We start from the raw sequence: 17,357 nt of genomic DNA, 5'->3' as shown, positions 1-17,357 counted from the left end.
TTATATTTTGTTTGCCGTTCCGCGGGCGAGAAGTTGAAACACGGCATCCATACTATCCACTTGAAAAGAGGTCTTCAATTCACTTGGCGTTCCTAATGCTTTAATGAGTCCATCTACCATGATGGACACTCGGTCGCAATATTCCGCTTCATCCATGTAGTGCGTCGTAATAAAAATGGTCACCCCATCGTTAGCCGCTTCATAAATTAAGTCCCAAAACTGGCGACGTGTGATAGGGTCGACTCCTCCAGTGGGTTCATCTAAGAAAACCACTTTGGGCTTGTGTATAAGGGCTAAGGCGAACGCTAATTTCTGTTTCCATCCCAGCGGAATTGTTTTCACTAATTTGTGAATGACAGACTCTAACTGAAACTTGGAAACGATGCCTTTGGATCGATCCTTTATTTCTTGTCGGCTTAACCCATAAATCCCACCATAGAAATCAATATTTTCTTGGATGGTCAAATCCTCGTAAAGTGAGAATTTTTGACTCATATAGCCTATGTTTTGTTTGACAAGTTCTGCTTGTGTGGCCACATCAAAACCGGCGACACTCGCCTCTCCTGACGTTGGGGTTAAGAGGCCACTAAGCATGCGCATTGCGGTGGTTTTCCCGGCGCCGTTCGCCCCTAGAAACCCAAAAATTTCACCCTTTTTTACCTCAAAGCTGATGGCATTTGTGGCAATAAAGGAACCAAATTTCTTCGTAAGTTGATCTACTTTAACGACTGTTTCCATTCTCCATGAGGTATATAAATGTGTCTTCTATTGTCGGAGGAATGTTCACTATTTCTGCATCTGAAATGGAACCTGCGGACAAATATTCTTTTATCTCGTTCATTTGAATAGCATTTTCTGAAAAGGCTATATGGAGGTATTCTCCAAAAGCATAACAATAGCTTACCTTTTCCCAGGCTCTTAGCCATTCTATTAATGCATATTTTTGCTGGCTTTTAATCGCAAAAAGTTGCCAAGGGAATTGGCCTGTTATTTTACTTGGCGTATCAATGGATAGTATTTTTCCTCCTTGTAAAAACGCAATTCGGTCGCATAAATTCGCTTCATCCATATAAGGGGTAGATACTAAAATGGTGATTCCCTGTGATTTTATTTCGTGTAGCATTTGCCAAAATTCTTTCCGAGAAACAGCATCCACGCCGGTGGTGGGTTCGTCAAGAATTAAGACTTTTGGTCGATGGATCAGCGCACAACACAAGGCTAATTTCTGTTTCATTCCTCCAGAAAGAGCTCCTGATTTTCGATCTTTAAACGGCTTTAGTTGGTCATAGATCGATTGTATTAAGGAGTAATTTTCCTCCATTGTGGTGTCAAAAGCCCTGGCAAAAAAGGACAAGTTTTCTTCTACACTTAAGTCAGGATACAGGGAAAAACGCCCAGGCATATAACCTATAATTTTTCGAATAGATGCTTTTGAATCATTCGTATCCATTCCCAATATACTGGCATTCCCGTCATCAGCACTAAAAAGGGTGACTAAGATCTTAATCAACGTCGTTTTTCCAGCACCATCTGGCCCTATCAATCCAAATAATTCCCCCTCTTCTACGTCTAAACTTATTTGATCTAAAGCTTGGACTTCAGCATATCTTTTGGATATCGATTCTATATGTATTGCGCTCTTTTTCAATCTGATGCTTAGTTTAAAATAACTTCTGCAGGCATCCCCATTTTTAACCCACCGTCATTCACTACTTTGATCTTGACGGCATAGACAAAATTGACGCGATCTTGTTTTGTTTGAATAATTTTTGGGGTGAATTCTGATTTTGGACTTACCCAGATGACCTTTCCCGTGTACGTTTTGTATGCTCCTGCTGCCTCATCAATACGGACCTTAACGCTCTGATTCAGTTTAACTTGGCTTAATTGATCTCCGGAGAAATAGGCACGTAAAATTAGGTTGGATAAATCTGCGATTTTGTACAATGGTTTACCATAGAATACGATTTCGTTTGCCTCTACAAATTTAGCTGTAACGGTACCATTGATCGGATTTAACACCTTGGCTTGATCTAACTGAAGTTGAATTTGGTTGATTTGTTCCTTCAGACCAGCTGCTTCATTAGTAATGGTTTTTGCTTGACTTTTTAAGGCAATTTCTTGGGCTTTCAGTTGGCTTTTTTGCGTGATAATTTGCTTATCTAATTGCGTGATTTGCGCTTGGATATCATCCACCTGCTTAGGTGTTGCAGCTCCATTTGCCAGTAAATTTGAAACTCTGTTTAGTTCATGAGCAAAGGTTTTTCGTTGACTTTCAGAGCTAGCGATTTGATTTTGCAATACGTTTAATTGAGCTTCAATGGCAGGGGATTTGCTTTTGACTGTTCGGATATTTGCCTCAACAATATTTTTTTGTTGGGCTAAAATAGAGGGGTCGATTTCTGCAACGAGTGTGCCCGCTGAAATGACATCTCCCTCCGAAAGTAAGATGGATTTAATTTTTCCATTTGCCTCGGCAGAAACGATCGTTTCTGTAGCTTCAAAATTGCCATAAGCGTCGGCTTCTTTTGTTTGATTGCAGCTTACTAAGGAAGCGCAAATTAGAAGGGATAAGTAAATAGATGATTTCATGTGATTGATTTATAAAGAAGAATTTGAGTCAAATAATAAGGTAGCGTCTTGAAGGAAAGCTAGTTTTTGAATTTGGTGTAATAGATAGGATTGTTTAGCTACTTTTTCTGCATTTTTTTCTGTTACGAATTGTGTCGCTGTGATTGTACCCAGATCTAATTCTGAGGCAGCCGTAACGCTGATGCGTTCCCGAATGCTTATCATGGCTTGATCCATTTCAATCAACTTCTCATAGCGTTTCACTTCCTCGGACATTTTCGTGTATTGCATCGAAAGTTGGCGTTCTAAATCGCTTTGGTGTTGAAGAATTAGTTCTTTTTGTAATTGGGAGCTTTTTTGGTTCAGGCGTTTCGTGTAGAATGAGGAAAGGTCCCAATTTAGTCGGACACCCATCAAATAATAGGACTGAAATTCGTTTTTCAACATATTTAGAGCCGGATTTCCGTAGCCACCTTGTCCGAAAACGAAGGCTTTAGGGCGTAGCTTCGATTGATTCAGCTCTTCGGTTGTCGCAATTAAAGATTGCTGATTTTGAAGCAGTTTCATTTCATAGGTTTCATAGGAAAGCGGTGTGATCTTTTGAATGTTAGCCGGGATTTGGAATGAGGTTAGGTTGTTTAGTTTCATGCCGGTTAATAGGTTTAACATTTCAACGGCAATCGTTTTTGCAGCACTGATATCTGTGATTTGCTGTTCAATTTTAAGCAACTCAACAGCTAAAATATCAAGTTGATTTTTCGTGCGTGCACCAAAGCGAATGCCCGTCTCTAAGACGCTTTTCCTTGCTAAAATTTCTTCTTTGGCGGTTTCCCAAATCTGCCGATTTTCTTGCGCTAATAAGGCGCTAAAATATATTTTTTGTGTTTCTTGAAGGAGATTTCGATTCGCTAACTGAATGCGAGTGAGTGAGTTTTTTGAGCTAAGGTCTTGAAGCATTGTTCTTGTCTTGCTTGCACCTCCATCGTAGATTAATTGATTTATATCAATAAAGGTTTTGTATTGATCTTTATTGATTGGGGTCATACGAAGGTTAGGTATTTCGATGGCTAACCCTGTAACATCTGATTGATAAGTTGTTTGCCCGTTGAGTGACATTTGCGGTAACCATCCTGTTTGAATGACACGCGCGTTTAGCTTACCTAGTTCTTGTTCAATTTCTTTTTGTTTAGTATTGGTCGCTGTTTTTTGAGTCGCTTCTAAGCACATAGCAAGCGTCACATTTTGACCTATCACGGGTTTTCCAATGAGTAGAATCGCCCAAAGTGTGTAAATTTTTATTTTCATCGTTTTGACTTTTGTGTCTGACAATATTGTCAGTTTTTAGGTAAATTTTTTTAAGGTTTGATGCTTCTTAAAATTAAGCGAGTGACTTCTGTCTTACGCGTTTCTAAAAGGTCTTTAAATTCTTTTTCGTTCGTCTGAGTTACTAACATGATCATTGGTTTAGCCAAAACAGGGAATGCACAAAGTGAAATGATGTGCATAAATAATTGGATGGGCTCAATGGGGGTAATTCGGCCAGCTTTGATTTCGGCATTTACTTGTGTGAGAAATGGTTCGATAGTAGGCTTATCTCCATCGAGTAAATTTTCGACAAATTTTATCCCAAGGCTGTTTAACTCATTAATGATGAACAGGGGCATAAATGGATTTTTCAATCCTAGTTCAATGTAATTTTTAACAAACGACGCTATTTTGTCTTCAAAAGCCAGATCGCTATTCAAGATTTTTAACATCTGCGGAAGCGCTTGACGCATCAATGTTTTAGCAATTTGATGGTAAAGCAGTTTTTTGGATCTGAAATAGTAGTTTAATACCGTACGTTTAATGCCTGCCCGTTCTGCAATTTCTTGCATCGTAGCGTTTTCAAAGCCTTTTTCGACAAAGACTTGAAAGGCTGACACTAAGATTTCTTCTTCTGGGCTTTCCATGCTGACAACTACGTTTGACACAAATGTCAGAATTTATTTTTACTCGTCCAACTTAGTTTTTCATTTTTTTAAAATCATATCGGATTAACCTATTAATTTAGTAGCGGACGAATACTCTAAATCTATGAAAACAATCGAACTGTCGATTAATCAGAAAGTTCACCGCATCGAGGTGGACCCAGAAATGCCCTTATTGTGGGCGATCCGCGATATCGTAGGATTGAAAGGAACGAAATTTGGCTGCGGTCAGGGCCTGTGTGGTGCTTGCACGGTACAGCTAGATGGACAACCTATTCGTTCTTGTCAAACTCCGGTAGGCAGTATTACCGCTAAACAGAAAATCACGACGATTGAGGGTGCTTCGACGCGTTTAGAGAAAATCATTCAAGCGGCTTGGATCGAGCACCAAGTACCCCAATGTGGCTATTGCCAGTCTGGCCAAATTATGTCAGCCACCGCTTTGTTGAAATCAAATCCCAAGCCATCGGAATCCGATATTGAGAATTATATGTCCGGAAATATTTGCCGTTGTGGTACGTATTCTCGCATTAAGTCAGCTATTCAAACTGCTGCCAAAAACGCGTCCAAATCCACTAAATCCTAAGCCTTATGTCACTCGAATCTAGAAGAAGTTTCATCAAAAAAGCAGGGGCAACGGGACTAACGTTTTGGTTAGGATTGTCCTACGTAAAAGGAGAAAGCACTGCGGTCATTTCCACGGCAAAATCCCTAACGCCTTTCATTAAAATTGACGCCAACGGCATCACAATCTTCAACCCAAATCCAGAAATGGGACAAGGGTCATACCAGGCCGTTGCCTCGATGATAGCGGAAGAGTTAGAAGTAACTTTGGACCAAATCACCATCAAAAATACTAGCGGTGAGAAGGAATTCGGCGGAGGCCAATGGGCTGGCGGAAGTTCGACCGTTCGCGAAGGCTATTTGACCTACCGCAAGATAGGTGCATCCGCTAAAGAAATGCTAGTCAAAGCCGCAAGCCAGACATGGGGAGTTAGCCCCGAATCTTGTACGGCGAAAGAAGGAAAAGTCTTACACACTGCGACTAATCGCTTTCTTAAATACGAAGAATTAGCGGAGGCCGCGTCTCTTTTAGAAATCCCTAAAGAGCCTAAATTAAAGGATCCGAAAGACTTCAAAATGCTTGGAAAATCTGTCAAGCGCCCTGATATTCCCTTAAAAGTGACCGGTAAGGCTGAATTCGGGATCGACGCCGATGTTCCAGGAATGCTATATTCCAGCGTGGAAAGATGCCCTGTCATAGGCGGTACGCTGAAAACGTTCGATGCCACTGCGGCCCTGAAAGTTCCAGGTGTGGTGAAAGTGGTTTCAGCTGAACGCGTGATTGGGAAATACAGTTCGACGGGAGTTGCAGTCATTGCGAAGACCTATTGGGCGGCAATTCAAGGAAGAAAAGCCTTGAAAATAGACTGGGATACCAAAGGTTTTGAGACATTCAATTCCAGCGATTACGAGAACAAATTACGTGCGCTTTCGAAAGAGGAGGGCATTTTAGATAAGCAAAAAGGATCAGTCGACATTCCGGTAAATCAGGTGGTCGAATCCTTTTATGAGACGCCTATGGTGGCGCATCATCCGTTGGAACCGATGAACTGCACGGTGCACGTAAAAGGCAAGAAGGTAGAGATTTGGACTTCGACTCAGGTGCCTGTTTCAGTGACAGGACCGGGAATGATGGGAAGTATGCCGGCGGTTTTGGACATTAATCCAGAAGATATCACGCTGCACGCTGGATTTATTGGCGGAGGCTTTGGCAGAAGATTGTACTTCGATTATATCGTGGAAGCGATTAATGTGGCGAAGCAGGTGGATAGTCCGGTGAAGGTGGTTTGGTCGCGCGAAGACACGACGACGCAGGGGCCTTTCCGTCCCATGACTTTCTCTAAAATGATCGGCGGTTTGTCTGAAAAAAATCAATTAGTTTCATTTCAACACAAGGTCATCAGCCCCGGTTTTATGGACAGCGCGATGCCTAATTGGGACAAAACGAAGTTAGACAGTATGATGACGGAGGGCATTAGTGCCCAGGAATACGATATCCCGAACATGAAGAATAGCTTTGTGTTTGCGGATTATCACGTGCCTATGGCGGCTTGGCGTTCGGTAACAAGTTCTACTTTGGCATTTGCACACGAATGTTTCATTGATGAGTTAGCGCACAAGGCCAAAAAAGATCCGCTAGACTTCCGCATCGATTTACAATCAACGAATACTGATACCAAACGCGTGTTGAAAAAATTACGCGAGATCACAAATTGGGACAAACCGCTGCCGGCAGGTAAAGCTCGCGGTGTGGCACAATGGGACTTTTTTGCAGGACTTTCGGCTCAAGCGGTGGAAGTGAGTTTGGCGAAAAACGGAGCGGTGTCGGTAGACAAAGTATACGTGGTCATCGATTTAGGAACAGTCGTAAACCCAGATAACGTGAAAGCACAAGTGGAAGGTGCCGTTTTAATGGCTTTAAGTGCAGCGATTCATCCGGCCATTACCTTGAAAAACGGGGTAGTGGAGCAAAAGAACTTCGATACCACTCCAGTGACGCGCATGAGCGAGGCCCCAGAGGTGATTGTCGAAATCATCACGGAAGGCACAAAAATTAAAGGGGTAGGCGAGCCCGGTTTGCCGCCGTTTGCGCCGGCTTTAGGGAACGCTATCTTTGCTTTGACGAAGAAGCGTTTACGCAAGTTGCCATTAGAGATTGATTTTGTTTAAGCTATGCCTTTATTAAAAGCCACCCCCATTCTAGCCTATTTAGATCGCGACGCAACGGTAGCGTTCTATGAAAATTTGGGCTTTACAAGTAATGCCAAATGGGATGGCTATTTGATGTTTTCGCGAGACGAAATCAACATTCATTTGTGGTGTTGCGATGACGAGAGCATCCCGAAAAACACGGGATGTTACGTCTATGTGGATGAGATTGACGCTTTATACATAGAATGCGAAGTACTTGGAATCGTGCACCCTAATGGGAAGCTTCAAACGATGGCCTGGGGCATGCGCCAATTCAGCATCTTAGATAACAGTGGGAATATCATTCATTTCGGTCAGGATATGAATAGCTAATTATTTTTCTAACTTACGTTTCTAAACCTATGAAACATGAAAAAATTAGCGATTCTCTTGCTGGGATTCAGCCTGTCTCTTTCTGCGCAGATTCCTGCCGGAAAAAAAGTGATTTCTTCTCTCTATGTGTATGATTTGGACTCTGGCAAATCGGAATTAATCCTCACCGAAAAGCGCCATTTCGAAGCCCCTAATTGGTCGCGAGATGGCCAGTATTTGTTGATTAATGCGTACGGAAAGCTAGAGAAAATCAGCCCGACAGGCGTAAAATTAGGCGAATTAAACACCGGATCGGTGGACAAAGCGAATAACGATCATGGTTATTCGTTCGATGGGAAATCCTTGTATATTTCGAGTGCTAAAGCCGAGATCAAAGAGCATACCTCCTTCATCTACAAAGTTTCTTCCGAAGGCGGAAATCCGGTTCAGCTTACTCCATTAACCCCCTCTTACTGGCATGGCATTTCTCCAGATGGCAAGACGATGGTCTATTGCGCGGCGAGAAATGGCAATTATGACGTTTATGCGATGTCTTCGAATGGCGGCGATGAGATTCGGTTGACCTCTACAGAAGGCTTAGATGACGGTCCGGAATATGCGCCGGATGGCAAGCACATTTATATCAATTCGTATCGGTCTGGGATGATGCAGATTTGGCGAATGAAAGCGGACGGATCAGAGCCGGAACAGATGACGTTCGATGCGCACTCGAACTGGTTTGCACACATCGCGCCTAACAATCAAGTGGCGACGATTATCACCTATATGGAGGACCAAAAGCAGGCCCACCCCTTTGGCCATCAAGTCAAACTGCGCTTATTGGATTTAAAAACAAAAGCGGTCAAAGATTTAACGGACGCATTTTATGGCGGTCAAGGAACGATTAATGTGCCCTCCTGGAGCCCAGATGGCCAGAAATTTGCCTATGTACGTTATGCTTTGGAAGATTTGTAAAAAGGGAGTAAATTCACAAAAAACCTAGTTAACATGAACAAAGATAGTCAAGCTTCTAGACGGAAGTTTTTACAACAAATCGGGGCAACTGGCCTTGTGGCAGCCTCTTCGCCATTCGCCTCTTTGGGCGCACAACAAAAAGCAGAGGAACGCATTTTAACTTACGAAAAACGCATCTCGGTGGGCGAAAAGATTCGCTTAGGGGTGATTGGTTTTGGGGTACAGGGTCACTTTGATTTAGCCTCAGCGCTGAAAGTGCCAGGGGTGGAATTAGCCGGAATCTGTGATCTATACACGGGTCGCATCGAAAATGCGAAGGAATTATACGGCAAGGATTTATACACGACGCGTAATTACAAAGAATTATTAGACCGTTCGGACATCGATGCGGTGATCATTGCGACACATGATGTGTGGCACGCGCGCATTACGATCGACGCTTTGGCAAAAGGCAAACACGTCTACATCGAAAAACCGATGGTTTATAAAATAGATGAAGGCCCTAAGGTCATTGCAGCCCAAAAGAAATACGGCAAAGTCTTACAAGTAGGATCTCAGCGCGTGAGCAGCATCGGCCTAGCGAAAGCAAAAGAGATGTTAGCGGCTGGTGAGATCGGAAAATTAAATATGGTGAACGCGGTCTACGATCGCCAAAGCTCCATCGGCGCTTGGCAATACACCATTCCGAAGGATGCAGACGCTTCCACTTGTGATTGGAATCGTTTCATCGAGGCAACCGCGAAAATGGAATTCGACGCGAAGAAATTCTTCTGGTGGCGTGCCTTTAAAGAAGTAGGAACCGGCGTAGCGGGTGATTTATTCATCCACTTATTGTCTGGAACGCACTTCATGACAAACTCGAATGGTCCAGAAACGATCTTCTCGACAGGGCAATTTAGCCACTGGAACGACGGCCGTAACTTACCAGATGTGATGTCAGGTGTGATGCAATATGGTAACACGGCTGAGCACCCTGCCTTCCAGTTAACCTTGCAAGTCAACTTTGTCAGCGGAACAGGCGGGCAAGAGGTGATACGTTTGATCGGTTCAGAGGGTGTGATGGATGTGAAAGGAAATACGATTTCTGTGAAGCATAGCATTATGCCAGAAGCTCCGGGCTTTGGTGGTTATGATTCCGTGTTTACACTACCTAAGAGTATGCAGGAAGAAATGACGCGCGATTATAACGCGAAATGGACAGACGCACAACGCAAACGCCCTACGAAAGAGGACGTGATTTTCAGAGCACCTGCTGGATATGATGAGCACGTGGATCACTTCACACATTTCTTTGATGCGATTCGCAACGGGACGTCCGTAGTAGAAGATGCTACCTTTGGATTTAGAGCAGCGGCGCCAGCCTTAGCTTGTAACGAAAGTTACTTCCAAAAGAAAATCATCCAGTGGGATCCAGTCAATATGAAATTGAAGTAAACAAAAAAGCCGGCTCTAATAAGGGCCGGCTTTTTTCATTAATTAAACTCAACTAATTATTATTTGAATGTGACGTCAAAGCGATCAAGATTCATCACTTTAACCCATGCTTTAACAAAGTCAGTGACGAATTTGTTTTGAGAATCTTTCGTTGCATACACTTCAGCTAAAGCGCGAAGCTCAGAATTCGATCCAAAAATCAAGTCCGCACGTGTCGCCGTAGCGCGTGCCGCACCCGTTTTCTCGTCCGTTCCTACGAACTCTTCTTTCGTTGCGTTCGCTGGCTTCCAAGTCGTTCCCATCTCTAATAAGTTCACAAAGAAGTCATTTGTTAACGCATCTTTTTTCGTAGTGAAAATACCGTGCTTCGAACCATTGTAGTTCGTATTCAAGGCGCGCATACCACCTGTTAATACCGTCATTTCTGGCGCTGTTAAGGTTAATAATTGCGCTTTATCTACGAACAATTCTTCCGTCGATAACGTGTATTGTGTTTTCAAGTAGTTGCGGAAACCATCAGCCATCGGCTCTAACAATCCTACGGAAGCTACGTCAGTTTGCTCTTGTGTTGCATCCATACGGCCTGGGATAAATGGCACAGTAGTCTTCACACCCGCATTTGCAGCGGCTTTTTCTACCGCAGCAGAACCACCTAAGACGATTAAGTCTGCGATCGATACTTTTTTCTTGCTAGATGTAGCGTTGAATTCTTTTTGAATTTTCTCTAATACAGCTAATACTTTCTCTAATTGCTTCGGATTATTTACCTCCCAGTTACGTTGTGGCATTAAACGAATACGTGCTCCATTAGCACCACCACGGCGATCTGAGTGACGGTAGGTTGAAGCCGAAGCCCAAGCTGTCGAAACTAATTCGCTGATCGATAATCCCGAGTTCAATAACTTCAATTTCAAGGCATCAATGTCCGTTGCGTTGATTACCTCGTGGTTTAAAGCAGGAATGGGATCTTGCCAAACCAATTGCTCCTTCGGCACTTCTGGTCCTAAGTAAGTAGAGCTAGGACCCATATCGCGGTGCGTTAATTTGAACCAAGCTTTGGCAAAAGCCTTTGCATATACTTCTGGATTATCTAAGAAGTTACGAGAGATTTTCTCGTAGGCCGGATCCACGCGTAAAGCAATATCCGTTGTTAACATCGTAGGCTTGTGGAAGGTATTTTTGTCAAATGCATCAGGAATAATGTTGGCGCTATTTTTCGCAATCCATTGGTTCGCACCCGCTGGGCTTTTCTCTAAAGACCACTCATTATTGAACAATAAGTGCAAGTACCCGATACCCCATTGTGTAGGTGTTGAAGTCCACGTCACTTCTAAACCAGACGTGATCGCATCTTTTCCTTTACCTGATTTATACGTGCTCTTCCAGCCTAGGCCTTGCTCCTCGATTCCGGCTGCTTCAGGATTTTCTCCAACGTTTGTAGCCGGACCCGCACCGTGTGTTTTACCGAATGTGTGACCACCCGCGATCAACGCAACTGTCTCCTCATCATTCATACCCATGCGACCAAAAGTCTCGCGGATATCTTTCGCAGAAGCTGCCGGATCTGGCACACCATTAGGACCTTCTGGGTTTACATAAATTAAGCCCATTTGAACCGCCGCTAATGGATTCTCTAATTTGCGACCCTCTGAATAGCGGTTTTTATCGTCTAACCATTTCTTCTCAGATCCCCAATATACGTTCGCTTCTGGCTCCCATACATCCGTACGACCACCCGCAAAACCAAAGGTTTTGAAGCCCATTTGCTCTAATGATACGTTTCCTGTCAAGACCATTAAGTCTGCCCAAGAGATTTTATCACCATATTTTTGCTTGATTGGCCATAACAAACGACGCGCCTTATCTAGGTTCGTATTATCTGGCCAAGAGTTCAATGGAGAGAAACGTTGTTGACCCGCGCGAGAACCGCCACGGCCATCGCCTGTACGATACGTACCCGCACTATGCCAAGCCATACGAATGAATAGTGGACCATAATTGCCAAAGTCAGCCGGCCACCAATCTTGTGATTTAGTCAAGACCGCTGCGATGTCTTTTTTCAAGGCAAAGTAGTCTAGGCTCTTAAATGCTTTGATGTAATTGAAGTCTGGGCCCATCGGGTTTGACTTCTCTGAGTTTTGGCGAAGCATACCCACATTCAATTGGTTAGGCCACCAATCTTTGTTTGTCGTTCCAGACGCTTTCATTCCCGTGTGAGGATTGATTCCAGCATGTGGATTCACGCCAGCTGCTGCGTGAGGATTCGCTCCGTGTGGGCTTGCCGTGTGGGGGTTTGCGCCCGCCGCCGCGTGCGGATTCGGATAATCTTGCGCGAAAGTTGCTGTGGAAGCAAGGACGCCGCAAAGGAAAAGTAGTTTTTTCATGATTCTTGATTTTTAGTAGTGCCAAATTAGTGGCAAAAAATGGATAGAGAAAACTGAAATTTTCTATATTTGACATAGACAATATCTATAACAATGAATATACAGCAATTAGAATACATACTGGCCGTTGATCAATTTAAAAGCTTCTCGAAAGCAGCTGATTATTGTCATGTTACGCAGGCGACTTTGAGTGCGATGGTAAAAAAGCTGGAGGAGCAGCTGGATATCGTGATTTTCGATCGAAAGGCAAGTCCCATTGCGACTACTGAAAATGGTAGAGAGATCTTACTGCAGGCCCAGCAAGTGGTGGCCCACGCGAACGCGCTATTATCTTCCTCTAAGGCGATTAATCAAAAAGTAGAGGGACGCGTTAAGATGGGCGTTATTCCTACCATTGCGAGTTCGATGTTGCCCCTAATTCTGAAGCATTTGGTAGAGAAATACCCTTTGTTACAGCTAGAAGTGTACGAAGTGACAACAAATCAACTGATCAAGGATTTACGTGAAGGGAAATTAGATGTAGGTGTATTAAGTACACCCATTGCCTCGACCGAGGTAGAAACGGAGCTTTTGTATGTGGAAGATTTGTGTGTTTATGGCCATTTGCCATCAGGAAGTCGTTCCATTGCGAAATCTGAATTAGCGAAGCAACGGATGTTTCTATTGCAAGAGGGGCACTGCCTTCGGGATCAAATCATTCAGCTGTGTGATTTGAAGAAGAACAAGTCCTTGCCGTCTAATTTATCAGTGGAATCGAACACGTTTGATACTTTATTAAATTTAGTGGACGAATTCAGTGGCTTTACGGTGTTACCAGCTTTGTATGTAGGCCAAATGAGCGAAGCCAGGCAAGCGCATTTAATTGATTTAACGGATGGAGCTTTGACACGCGAAGTGAGTCTTGCGTATTATCGCCCGTATGCAAAATGGAATATTTTGAACCGCTTAAAAGCGGAAATCACCGTTAAAGTGAATGAGCGATTGAATTCTTAAACCTTGTCGTAAATTTCCTCCTATGGAAAATCAAATCATACAACAGATTGCAAATCCGGCTGCTTTAGAGCAATTATATCGCTCGAATCCGTCTGCTTTTACTCGCGCCTTTCACACCGTTTATCCACAGATTTCATCAGAGATTTCGGCAAAAATTTGGCACGAACGTCTAGCTGTCTCGTCTACTTCTTGGGGTTCTAAGGGTGATTGGGTGTTGCTTATTTTTGTCGCTTCTCTAGCTGCTTTTTTCATGCAATTTCCGGATATTTTTAGTTTGTCTCATGACCGGTATTTTCCGCGCAATATGTCCTTTTTTGTAATGCCAGGCATCGGAGCCTATTTTGCGTATAAACAGGGGTTGACTTGGCGGGAATTAATAGGACCGCTGTTGATTTTGATTGCCTCAGCCGTATTCATTAATTTATTACCTGAAAAAAGTACCACCTTGCTGTTAACAAGCTTACATATTCCGCTGTTAAGTTGGCTAGTAGTAGGCTATATTTTTGCCGGTTCAGATTCTGGGAAGCGAATGGATTTCTTACGTTACCATGGGGACTTACTTGTGATGACGGTGGTGATAGTTTTAGCCGGAGGGCTGTTTACAGGCCTTACGTTGAGCTTGTTTGGCTTAATCCAAGTTAAAATTGATGATTTTTATTTCCGGTATTTAGTCCTTTCTGCTTTGCCATCTGTTCCTCTTTTTGCTACCTTTTTAGTTCGTCAAAATACCAGCCTTGTCAGTAAAATTTCTCCTGTCATCGCGCGCATTTTTACCCCGCTAGTTACAATCACGTTAGCCTTATTTTTAGTAGCTATTATATCTACTGGAAAAGACCCTTACAATGATCGGGAATTCTTATTGGTGTTTAACGGGATTTTAATCGGAGTGATGGCCTTGATTTTGTTCTCTTTAGGAGAGGCAACGAAAGCGAATGCTTCACGTGTACATCAGTATTTCTTATTCGCCTTAGCAATTTTAGCCATTCTCGATAATGGGATTGCTTTGACGGCTATCGGCTATCGACTATTGGAATATGGGGTTACACCTAATCGTTTGGCCGTGTTAGGAAGTAACATAATAGTTATGTTACACCTGATGATGGTAGCGAAGAGGCTTTGGGGATTTTTAAAAGGCTCCAAATCCATCGAAGAAGTCGAGCTTGGAATGACTATTTATCTACCCATTTATGCCATTTGGGCGGCGATAGTCAGCTTCTTGTTCCCGCTGATTTTCCAGTTTAGTTAATAAAAAAAGGCCCGGTATTTTCGGGCCTTTCTATTGTTATTATTACTGCATCTGCATGGCATCCATTCCGCCACCAGAATTGTTCTTTTTCATTTGGCTCATATCAAATTTACCGAAACGAAGCGAGAACGTAAGACGAATCATTTGAGGATTCGATAGGCGGTAGGACGTCTGCGAGAATCCCTCTCCGAAAGAAACGCGGGTGTTTCCACGTGAACGCGTCAGGTCATTAAACGCTAAGGTCAAAGAAGCCATATCATTTTTCAAGAATGACTTTTTGATCGCTAAATCGATGCCAAAGAAGGGCTCAATATATCCCTGCGAAGAGCTTTGTGATTGCATGCCTGGAGGGCCTTGCATTCCTTGGTTCTGTGTGACGGGCACATTCGTCTTGCCTTGGTAATCGCCAGACAATTGGATGCTCCATTTTTTGGGCAAAATAAACGTGTTATTCAACTTACCAAACACCGTCCATAAAGCCTCATTTACCTGAGTCGCATCGATGTTCGATATATTGATTTTCGAATTATACATATTCACGTTCGCCGTCAAATCCCACCACGTCTGCAACTTGTTTGTGTACGTGAACTCTAAACCATAGTTAATGCTCGAGTTCGCATTCACAAACGTGTTAATCAAATCCAGTTTACCACTGATCGGATTCGTCTCTTGCTTCAAATAACGCGTGATCAAATTGTCTGTGTATTTGTAATAACCAGACACTAAGAAAGTCGCAGCACCCTGTGATTTGCTGTAGGAAAGCTCGCCAGATGTCGTGAATTCTGGAACTAAGTCCGCGTTTCCGCGTTGGATATTCAAGCTGTCGCTGTAGTCCACAAACGGGATAAGTTGGAAGAAATTAGGACGATTTACGCGACGCGTGATGCTCAATTGTAACTGATCGGTCTTCGATAAATCTTTCTTCAAGAAGATCGATGGAAACAAACTAAGCGGGTATTTATTGCTAAAGGTTTGGTTTGTATTCAACAATTTTCCCTCGTACTCTGAGCTCTCCCCACGTAATCCTATCTTGTACGAAAGTGTTTTGCTTGCCTTGCCTGAAATAGAGAAATAGGCCGCGTACACATTGTTTGAGCTTTCATAGTTTGTCGAAGCAGACGTAATCGTTCTATACACATCTGAACCAACCGGCTTTAAGGTATTGGTATTTTCGTTCGCGATATCATTGATCTGCGCACGTAAACCCGTTTCAATCGTACCTTCATTTTTAATCGGGGTCACGTAATCTAACTGAACGGTCATAAAGGCATTCTTTCCAGTGCCTAGGTTCTTCTGAATTTGTGTTCCTGTGATCGAATTATTGTTTAGGTAATCCGTCGTGAACATACCTTCCCCTTTGTTTGTTCCGCCAAAGTAGTTCAAATCCCCTGTCAATTCTCTCCCCGCTTTCGGGTAAGTATGTTTGAATCCAGCTTGGAATCCAGACGGCTTAAATTCGCGAGAGCTCTCAGAAACGCGGTGACTTAAGGTAGTCAGACCATTCACGGTACTTGAAATATAAGTGTCCTCCGTAGGCTTAAATTGACCACCACCACCAAAGAAAGCACCTAAAGACAAGGTCGTCCGATTGCTCGCTGCATAATCTGCTGAAACACGCGGGAAAAACATCACCCCTTGTGTCTTGTTATCTGATTCTTGACTGACAGAAGATAAAATCCCGCCTAAATCACTCGTACGCACACTATTCCCGATGGAATTATTGCGCACCCGCATGTTCATCAAGGTTGCCGTCAGGTTCCATTTATTCTGTTGGTAGGTGAAATTCCCCATGATATTGGAACCTCCAAAACGATCCGCACCCACATTCACCATTCCATTATAACCATTCTTTTTGTTCTTCTTCAACACGATGTTGATGATTCCTGCCATACTTCCAGACGCATCATATTTCGCAGATGGATTCGTAATGACTTCCACTTTCTCAATGATGTCCGCCGGGATTTGATCCATCGATAGACTTGTAGGACGACCGTCAATAAACAAAGTTGGATTCGCATTTCGCACTTTCACGTTTCCGTCGATATCCACTTGCACGGATGGAATATTGCGCATCACGTCGATCGCGGTTCCCCCAGTTGTTACTAGGTTTTGCGCTACATTAAAGGATTTTTTATCGATGTCCATTTCGACCAAAGACTTCGTCCCCGTCACCACGACATTCTCTAATTCTTTTGAATCCTGGGCTAATTTAATGTTCCCTAAATCTTTCTCAAATGCCGCCATCATCTTCATCATATCCGGCTGAACACCTGGTTCCAATTTAGGCATTTCGAAAGTAACGGTTGCTTCGTAGTTCTTATAGCCGACGAAAGAGATTTTGATTTTTAAACGCGCGTTTACCGGAATTTCCTTGAAGTTAAAGTCACCATTCAATTCGGCTGTTTGGGCTTTGACTAAGATGTCTTTCGCTTGTTTGGTTGCCGGATCTACGGTCGTCTTTAATAATACAACCGAGGCAAATTCAACCGGTTTTCCCGTTTCGTCTACGACTTTTCCGAAGACGTGACCTTGGTTTAAATTAGCTCCCGGGCCGCGGGCGCCAGCTCCAGCGGGTGGACCTTGTGCAAAAGTGGAAAGGGATAGAAGCGCTAGTAGCGCCGAAGCAAGTATATTTTTCATTAGGTAGATTGATTTCAATTTAATTGTATCACAAAGGTACATTCATTTAAGCGAATAGGGCATTTATTCTGCCTGACG

14 protein-coding genes are annotated in these 17,357 nt (G+C 43.3%); 7 read left to right on the top strand and 7 right to left on the bottom strand.

All coding sequences use genetic code 11. From position 1 onward, the window contains the following. Genes SKC37_RS07045 through SKC37_RS07025 form a run of 5 tightly spaced genes read right to left on the bottom strand, consistent with a single transcriptional unit; the run spans nt 1 to nt 4,523 of the window. Nucleotides 1–738, bottom strand: coding sequence for an ABC transporter ATP-binding protein (locus SKC37_RS07045; protein ID WP_130922354.1), 738 nt, complete (start codon nt 736–738; stop codon nt 1–3). Further along, on the bottom strand, nt 722–1,648 hold the full coding sequence (locus SKC37_RS07040) for an ABC transporter ATP-binding protein (protein ID WP_377980797.1): 927 nt from the start codon (nt 1,646–1,648) through the stop codon (nt 722–724). The genes SKC37_RS07045 and SKC37_RS07040 overlap by 17 nt, the downstream gene beginning before the upstream one ends. 8 nt (nt 1,649–1,656) lie before the next feature. Beyond that, on the bottom strand, nt 1,657–2,592 hold the full coding sequence (locus tag SKC37_RS07035; protein WP_377980796.1) for an HlyD family secretion protein: 936 nt from the start codon (nt 2,590–2,592) through the stop codon (nt 1,657–1,659). A 9-nt stretch (nt 2,593–2,601) separates the two neighbouring features. Next, the gene (locus SKC37_RS07030; protein ID WP_377980795.1) at nt 2,602–3,876 is read right to left on the bottom strand and encodes a TolC family protein; all 1,275 of its coding nucleotides are present in this window, start codon (nt 3,874–3,876) and stop codon (nt 2,602–2,604) included. A 50-nt stretch (nt 3,877–3,926) separates the two neighbouring features. Next, a complete protein-coding gene (locus SKC37_RS07025) occupies nt 3,927–4,523 on the bottom strand; it encodes a TetR/AcrR family transcriptional regulator (RefSeq protein ID WP_269001221.1) in 597 nt (198 codons plus the stop codon). Nucleotides 4,524–4,647: 124 nt separating this feature from the next. Here SKC37_RS07025 and SKC37_RS07020 point away from each other — a divergent pair, with 124 nt between their 5' ends. Genes SKC37_RS07020 through SKC37_RS07000 form a run of 5 tightly spaced genes read left to right on the top strand, consistent with a single transcriptional unit; the run spans nt 4,648 to nt 10,016 of the window. Beyond that, a complete protein-coding gene (locus SKC37_RS07020; RefSeq protein WP_377980794.1) occupies nt 4,648–5,127 on the top strand; it encodes a (2Fe-2S)-binding protein in 480 nt (159 codons plus the stop codon). Nucleotides 5,128–5,132: 5 nt separating this feature from the next. Then, complete coding sequence (locus SKC37_RS07015; RefSeq protein WP_377980793.1) at nt 5,133–7,274, top strand: xanthine dehydrogenase family protein molybdopterin-binding subunit; 2,142 nt, start codon at nt 5,133–5,135, stop codon at nt 7,272–7,274. Between the two features lie 3 nt (nt 7,275–7,277). Next, nucleotides 7,278–7,628: a VOC family protein gene (locus SKC37_RS07010; protein ID WP_377980792.1), complete on the top strand. Its 351-nt coding sequence runs from the start codon at nt 7,278–7,280 to the stop codon at nt 7,626–7,628. Nucleotides 7,629–7,664: 36 nt separating this feature from the next. Next, nucleotides 7,665–8,582, top strand: a complete 918-nt coding sequence (locus SKC37_RS07005) for a TolB family protein (protein WP_377980791.1) — start codon at nt 7,665–7,667, stop codon at nt 8,580–8,582. A gap of 33 nt (nt 8,583–8,615) precedes the next feature. Next, nucleotides 8,616–10,016: a Gfo/Idh/MocA family protein gene (locus SKC37_RS07000; RefSeq protein ID WP_377980790.1), complete on the top strand. Its 1,401-nt coding sequence runs from the start codon at nt 8,616–8,618 to the stop codon at nt 10,014–10,016. Between the two features lie 59 nt (nt 10,017–10,075). Here SKC37_RS07000 and katG read toward each other — a convergent pair whose 3' ends face one another. Further along, entirely contained in the window at nt 10,076–12,223 is a 2,148-nt protein-coding gene (katG, locus tag SKC37_RS06995) for a catalase/peroxidase HPI (RefSeq protein WP_377981075.1), read from the bottom strand. Nucleotides 12,224–12,493: 270 nt separating this feature from the next. On the opposite strand from katG, the gene SKC37_RS06990 reads away from it, so the two are divergent. Both SKC37_RS06990 and SKC37_RS06985 read left to right on the top strand, forming a co-directional pair. After that, nucleotides 12,494–13,393 carry a hydrogen peroxide-inducible genes activator gene (locus SKC37_RS06990; protein WP_377980789.1) on the top strand — a complete coding sequence of 300 codons (900 nt, stop codon included), beginning with the start codon at nt 12,494–12,496 and terminating at the stop codon, nt 13,391–13,393. Nucleotides 13,394–13,415: 22 nt separating this feature from the next. Further along, nucleotides 13,416–14,639, top strand: coding sequence for a hypothetical protein (locus tag SKC37_RS06985; RefSeq protein ID WP_377980788.1), 1,224 nt, complete (start codon nt 13,416–13,418; stop codon nt 14,637–14,639). Between the two features lie 42 nt (nt 14,640–14,681). Here SKC37_RS06985 and SKC37_RS06980 read toward each other — a convergent pair whose 3' ends face one another. After that, a complete protein-coding gene (locus SKC37_RS06980) occupies nt 14,682–17,279 on the bottom strand; it encodes a TonB-dependent receptor (RefSeq protein WP_377980787.1) in 2,598 nt (865 codons plus the stop codon). Nucleotides 17,280–17,357 lie beyond the last annotated feature (78 nt).

It is taken from the genome of Aquirufa esocilacus, assembly GCF_042715595.1.
GTDB classification, from domain to species: Bacteria; Bacteroidota; Bacteroidia; order Cytophagales; family Spirosomataceae; genus Aquirufa; species Aquirufa esocilacus.
Note: the sequence above shows the minus strand (reverse complement) of the source record. Positions and strands in the feature narration are given on the sequence as shown.

What these genes read in the sequence shown, in the direction of transcription:
- SKC37_RS06990 (WP_377980789.1), top strand. Translation starts at nt 12,494, where the DNA reads ATGAATATACAGCAATTAGAATACATACTGGCCGTTGATCAATTTAAA.
- SKC37_RS07035 (WP_377980796.1), bottom strand. Translation starts at nt 2,592, where the DNA reads ATGAAATCATCTATTTACTTATCCCTTCTAATTTGCGCTTCCTTAGTA.
- SKC37_RS07030 (WP_377980795.1), bottom strand. Translation starts at nt 3,876, where the DNA reads ATGAAAATAAAAATTTACACACTTTGGGCGATTCTACTCATTGGAAAA.
- SKC37_RS07005 (WP_377980791.1), top strand. Translation starts at nt 7,665, where the DNA reads ATGAAAAAATTAGCGATTCTCTTGCTGGGATTCAGCCTGTCTCTTTCT.
- SKC37_RS06985 (WP_377980788.1), top strand. Translation starts at nt 13,416, where the DNA reads ATGGAAAATCAAATCATACAACAGATTGCAAATCCGGCTGCTTTAGAG.
- SKC37_RS07015 (WP_377980793.1), top strand. Translation starts at nt 5,133, where the DNA reads ATGTCACTCGAATCTAGAAGAAGTTTCATCAAAAAAGCAGGGGCAACG.
- SKC37_RS06980 (WP_377980787.1), bottom strand. Translation starts at nt 17,279, where the DNA reads ATGAAAAATATACTTGCTTCGGCGCTACTAGCGCTTCTATCCCTTTCC.
- SKC37_RS07045 (WP_130922354.1), bottom strand. Translation starts at nt 738, where the DNA reads ATGGAAACAGTCGTTAAAGTAGATCAACTTACGAAGAAATTTGGTTCC.
- SKC37_RS07010 (WP_377980792.1), top strand. Translation starts at nt 7,278, where the DNA reads ATGCCTTTATTAAAAGCCACCCCCATTCTAGCCTATTTAGATCGCGAC.
- SKC37_RS07025 (WP_269001221.1), bottom strand. Translation starts at nt 4,523, where the DNA reads ATGGAAAGCCCAGAAGAAGAAATCTTAGTGTCAGCCTTTCAAGTCTTT.
- katG (WP_377981075.1), bottom strand. Translation starts at nt 12,223, where the DNA reads ATGAAAGCGTCTGGAACGACAAACAAAGATTGGTGGCCTAACCAATTG.
- SKC37_RS07000 (WP_377980790.1), top strand. Translation starts at nt 8,616, where the DNA reads ATGAACAAAGATAGTCAAGCTTCTAGACGGAAGTTTTTACAACAAATC.
- SKC37_RS07020 (WP_377980794.1), top strand. Translation starts at nt 4,648, where the DNA reads ATGAAAACAATCGAACTGTCGATTAATCAGAAAGTTCACCGCATCGAG.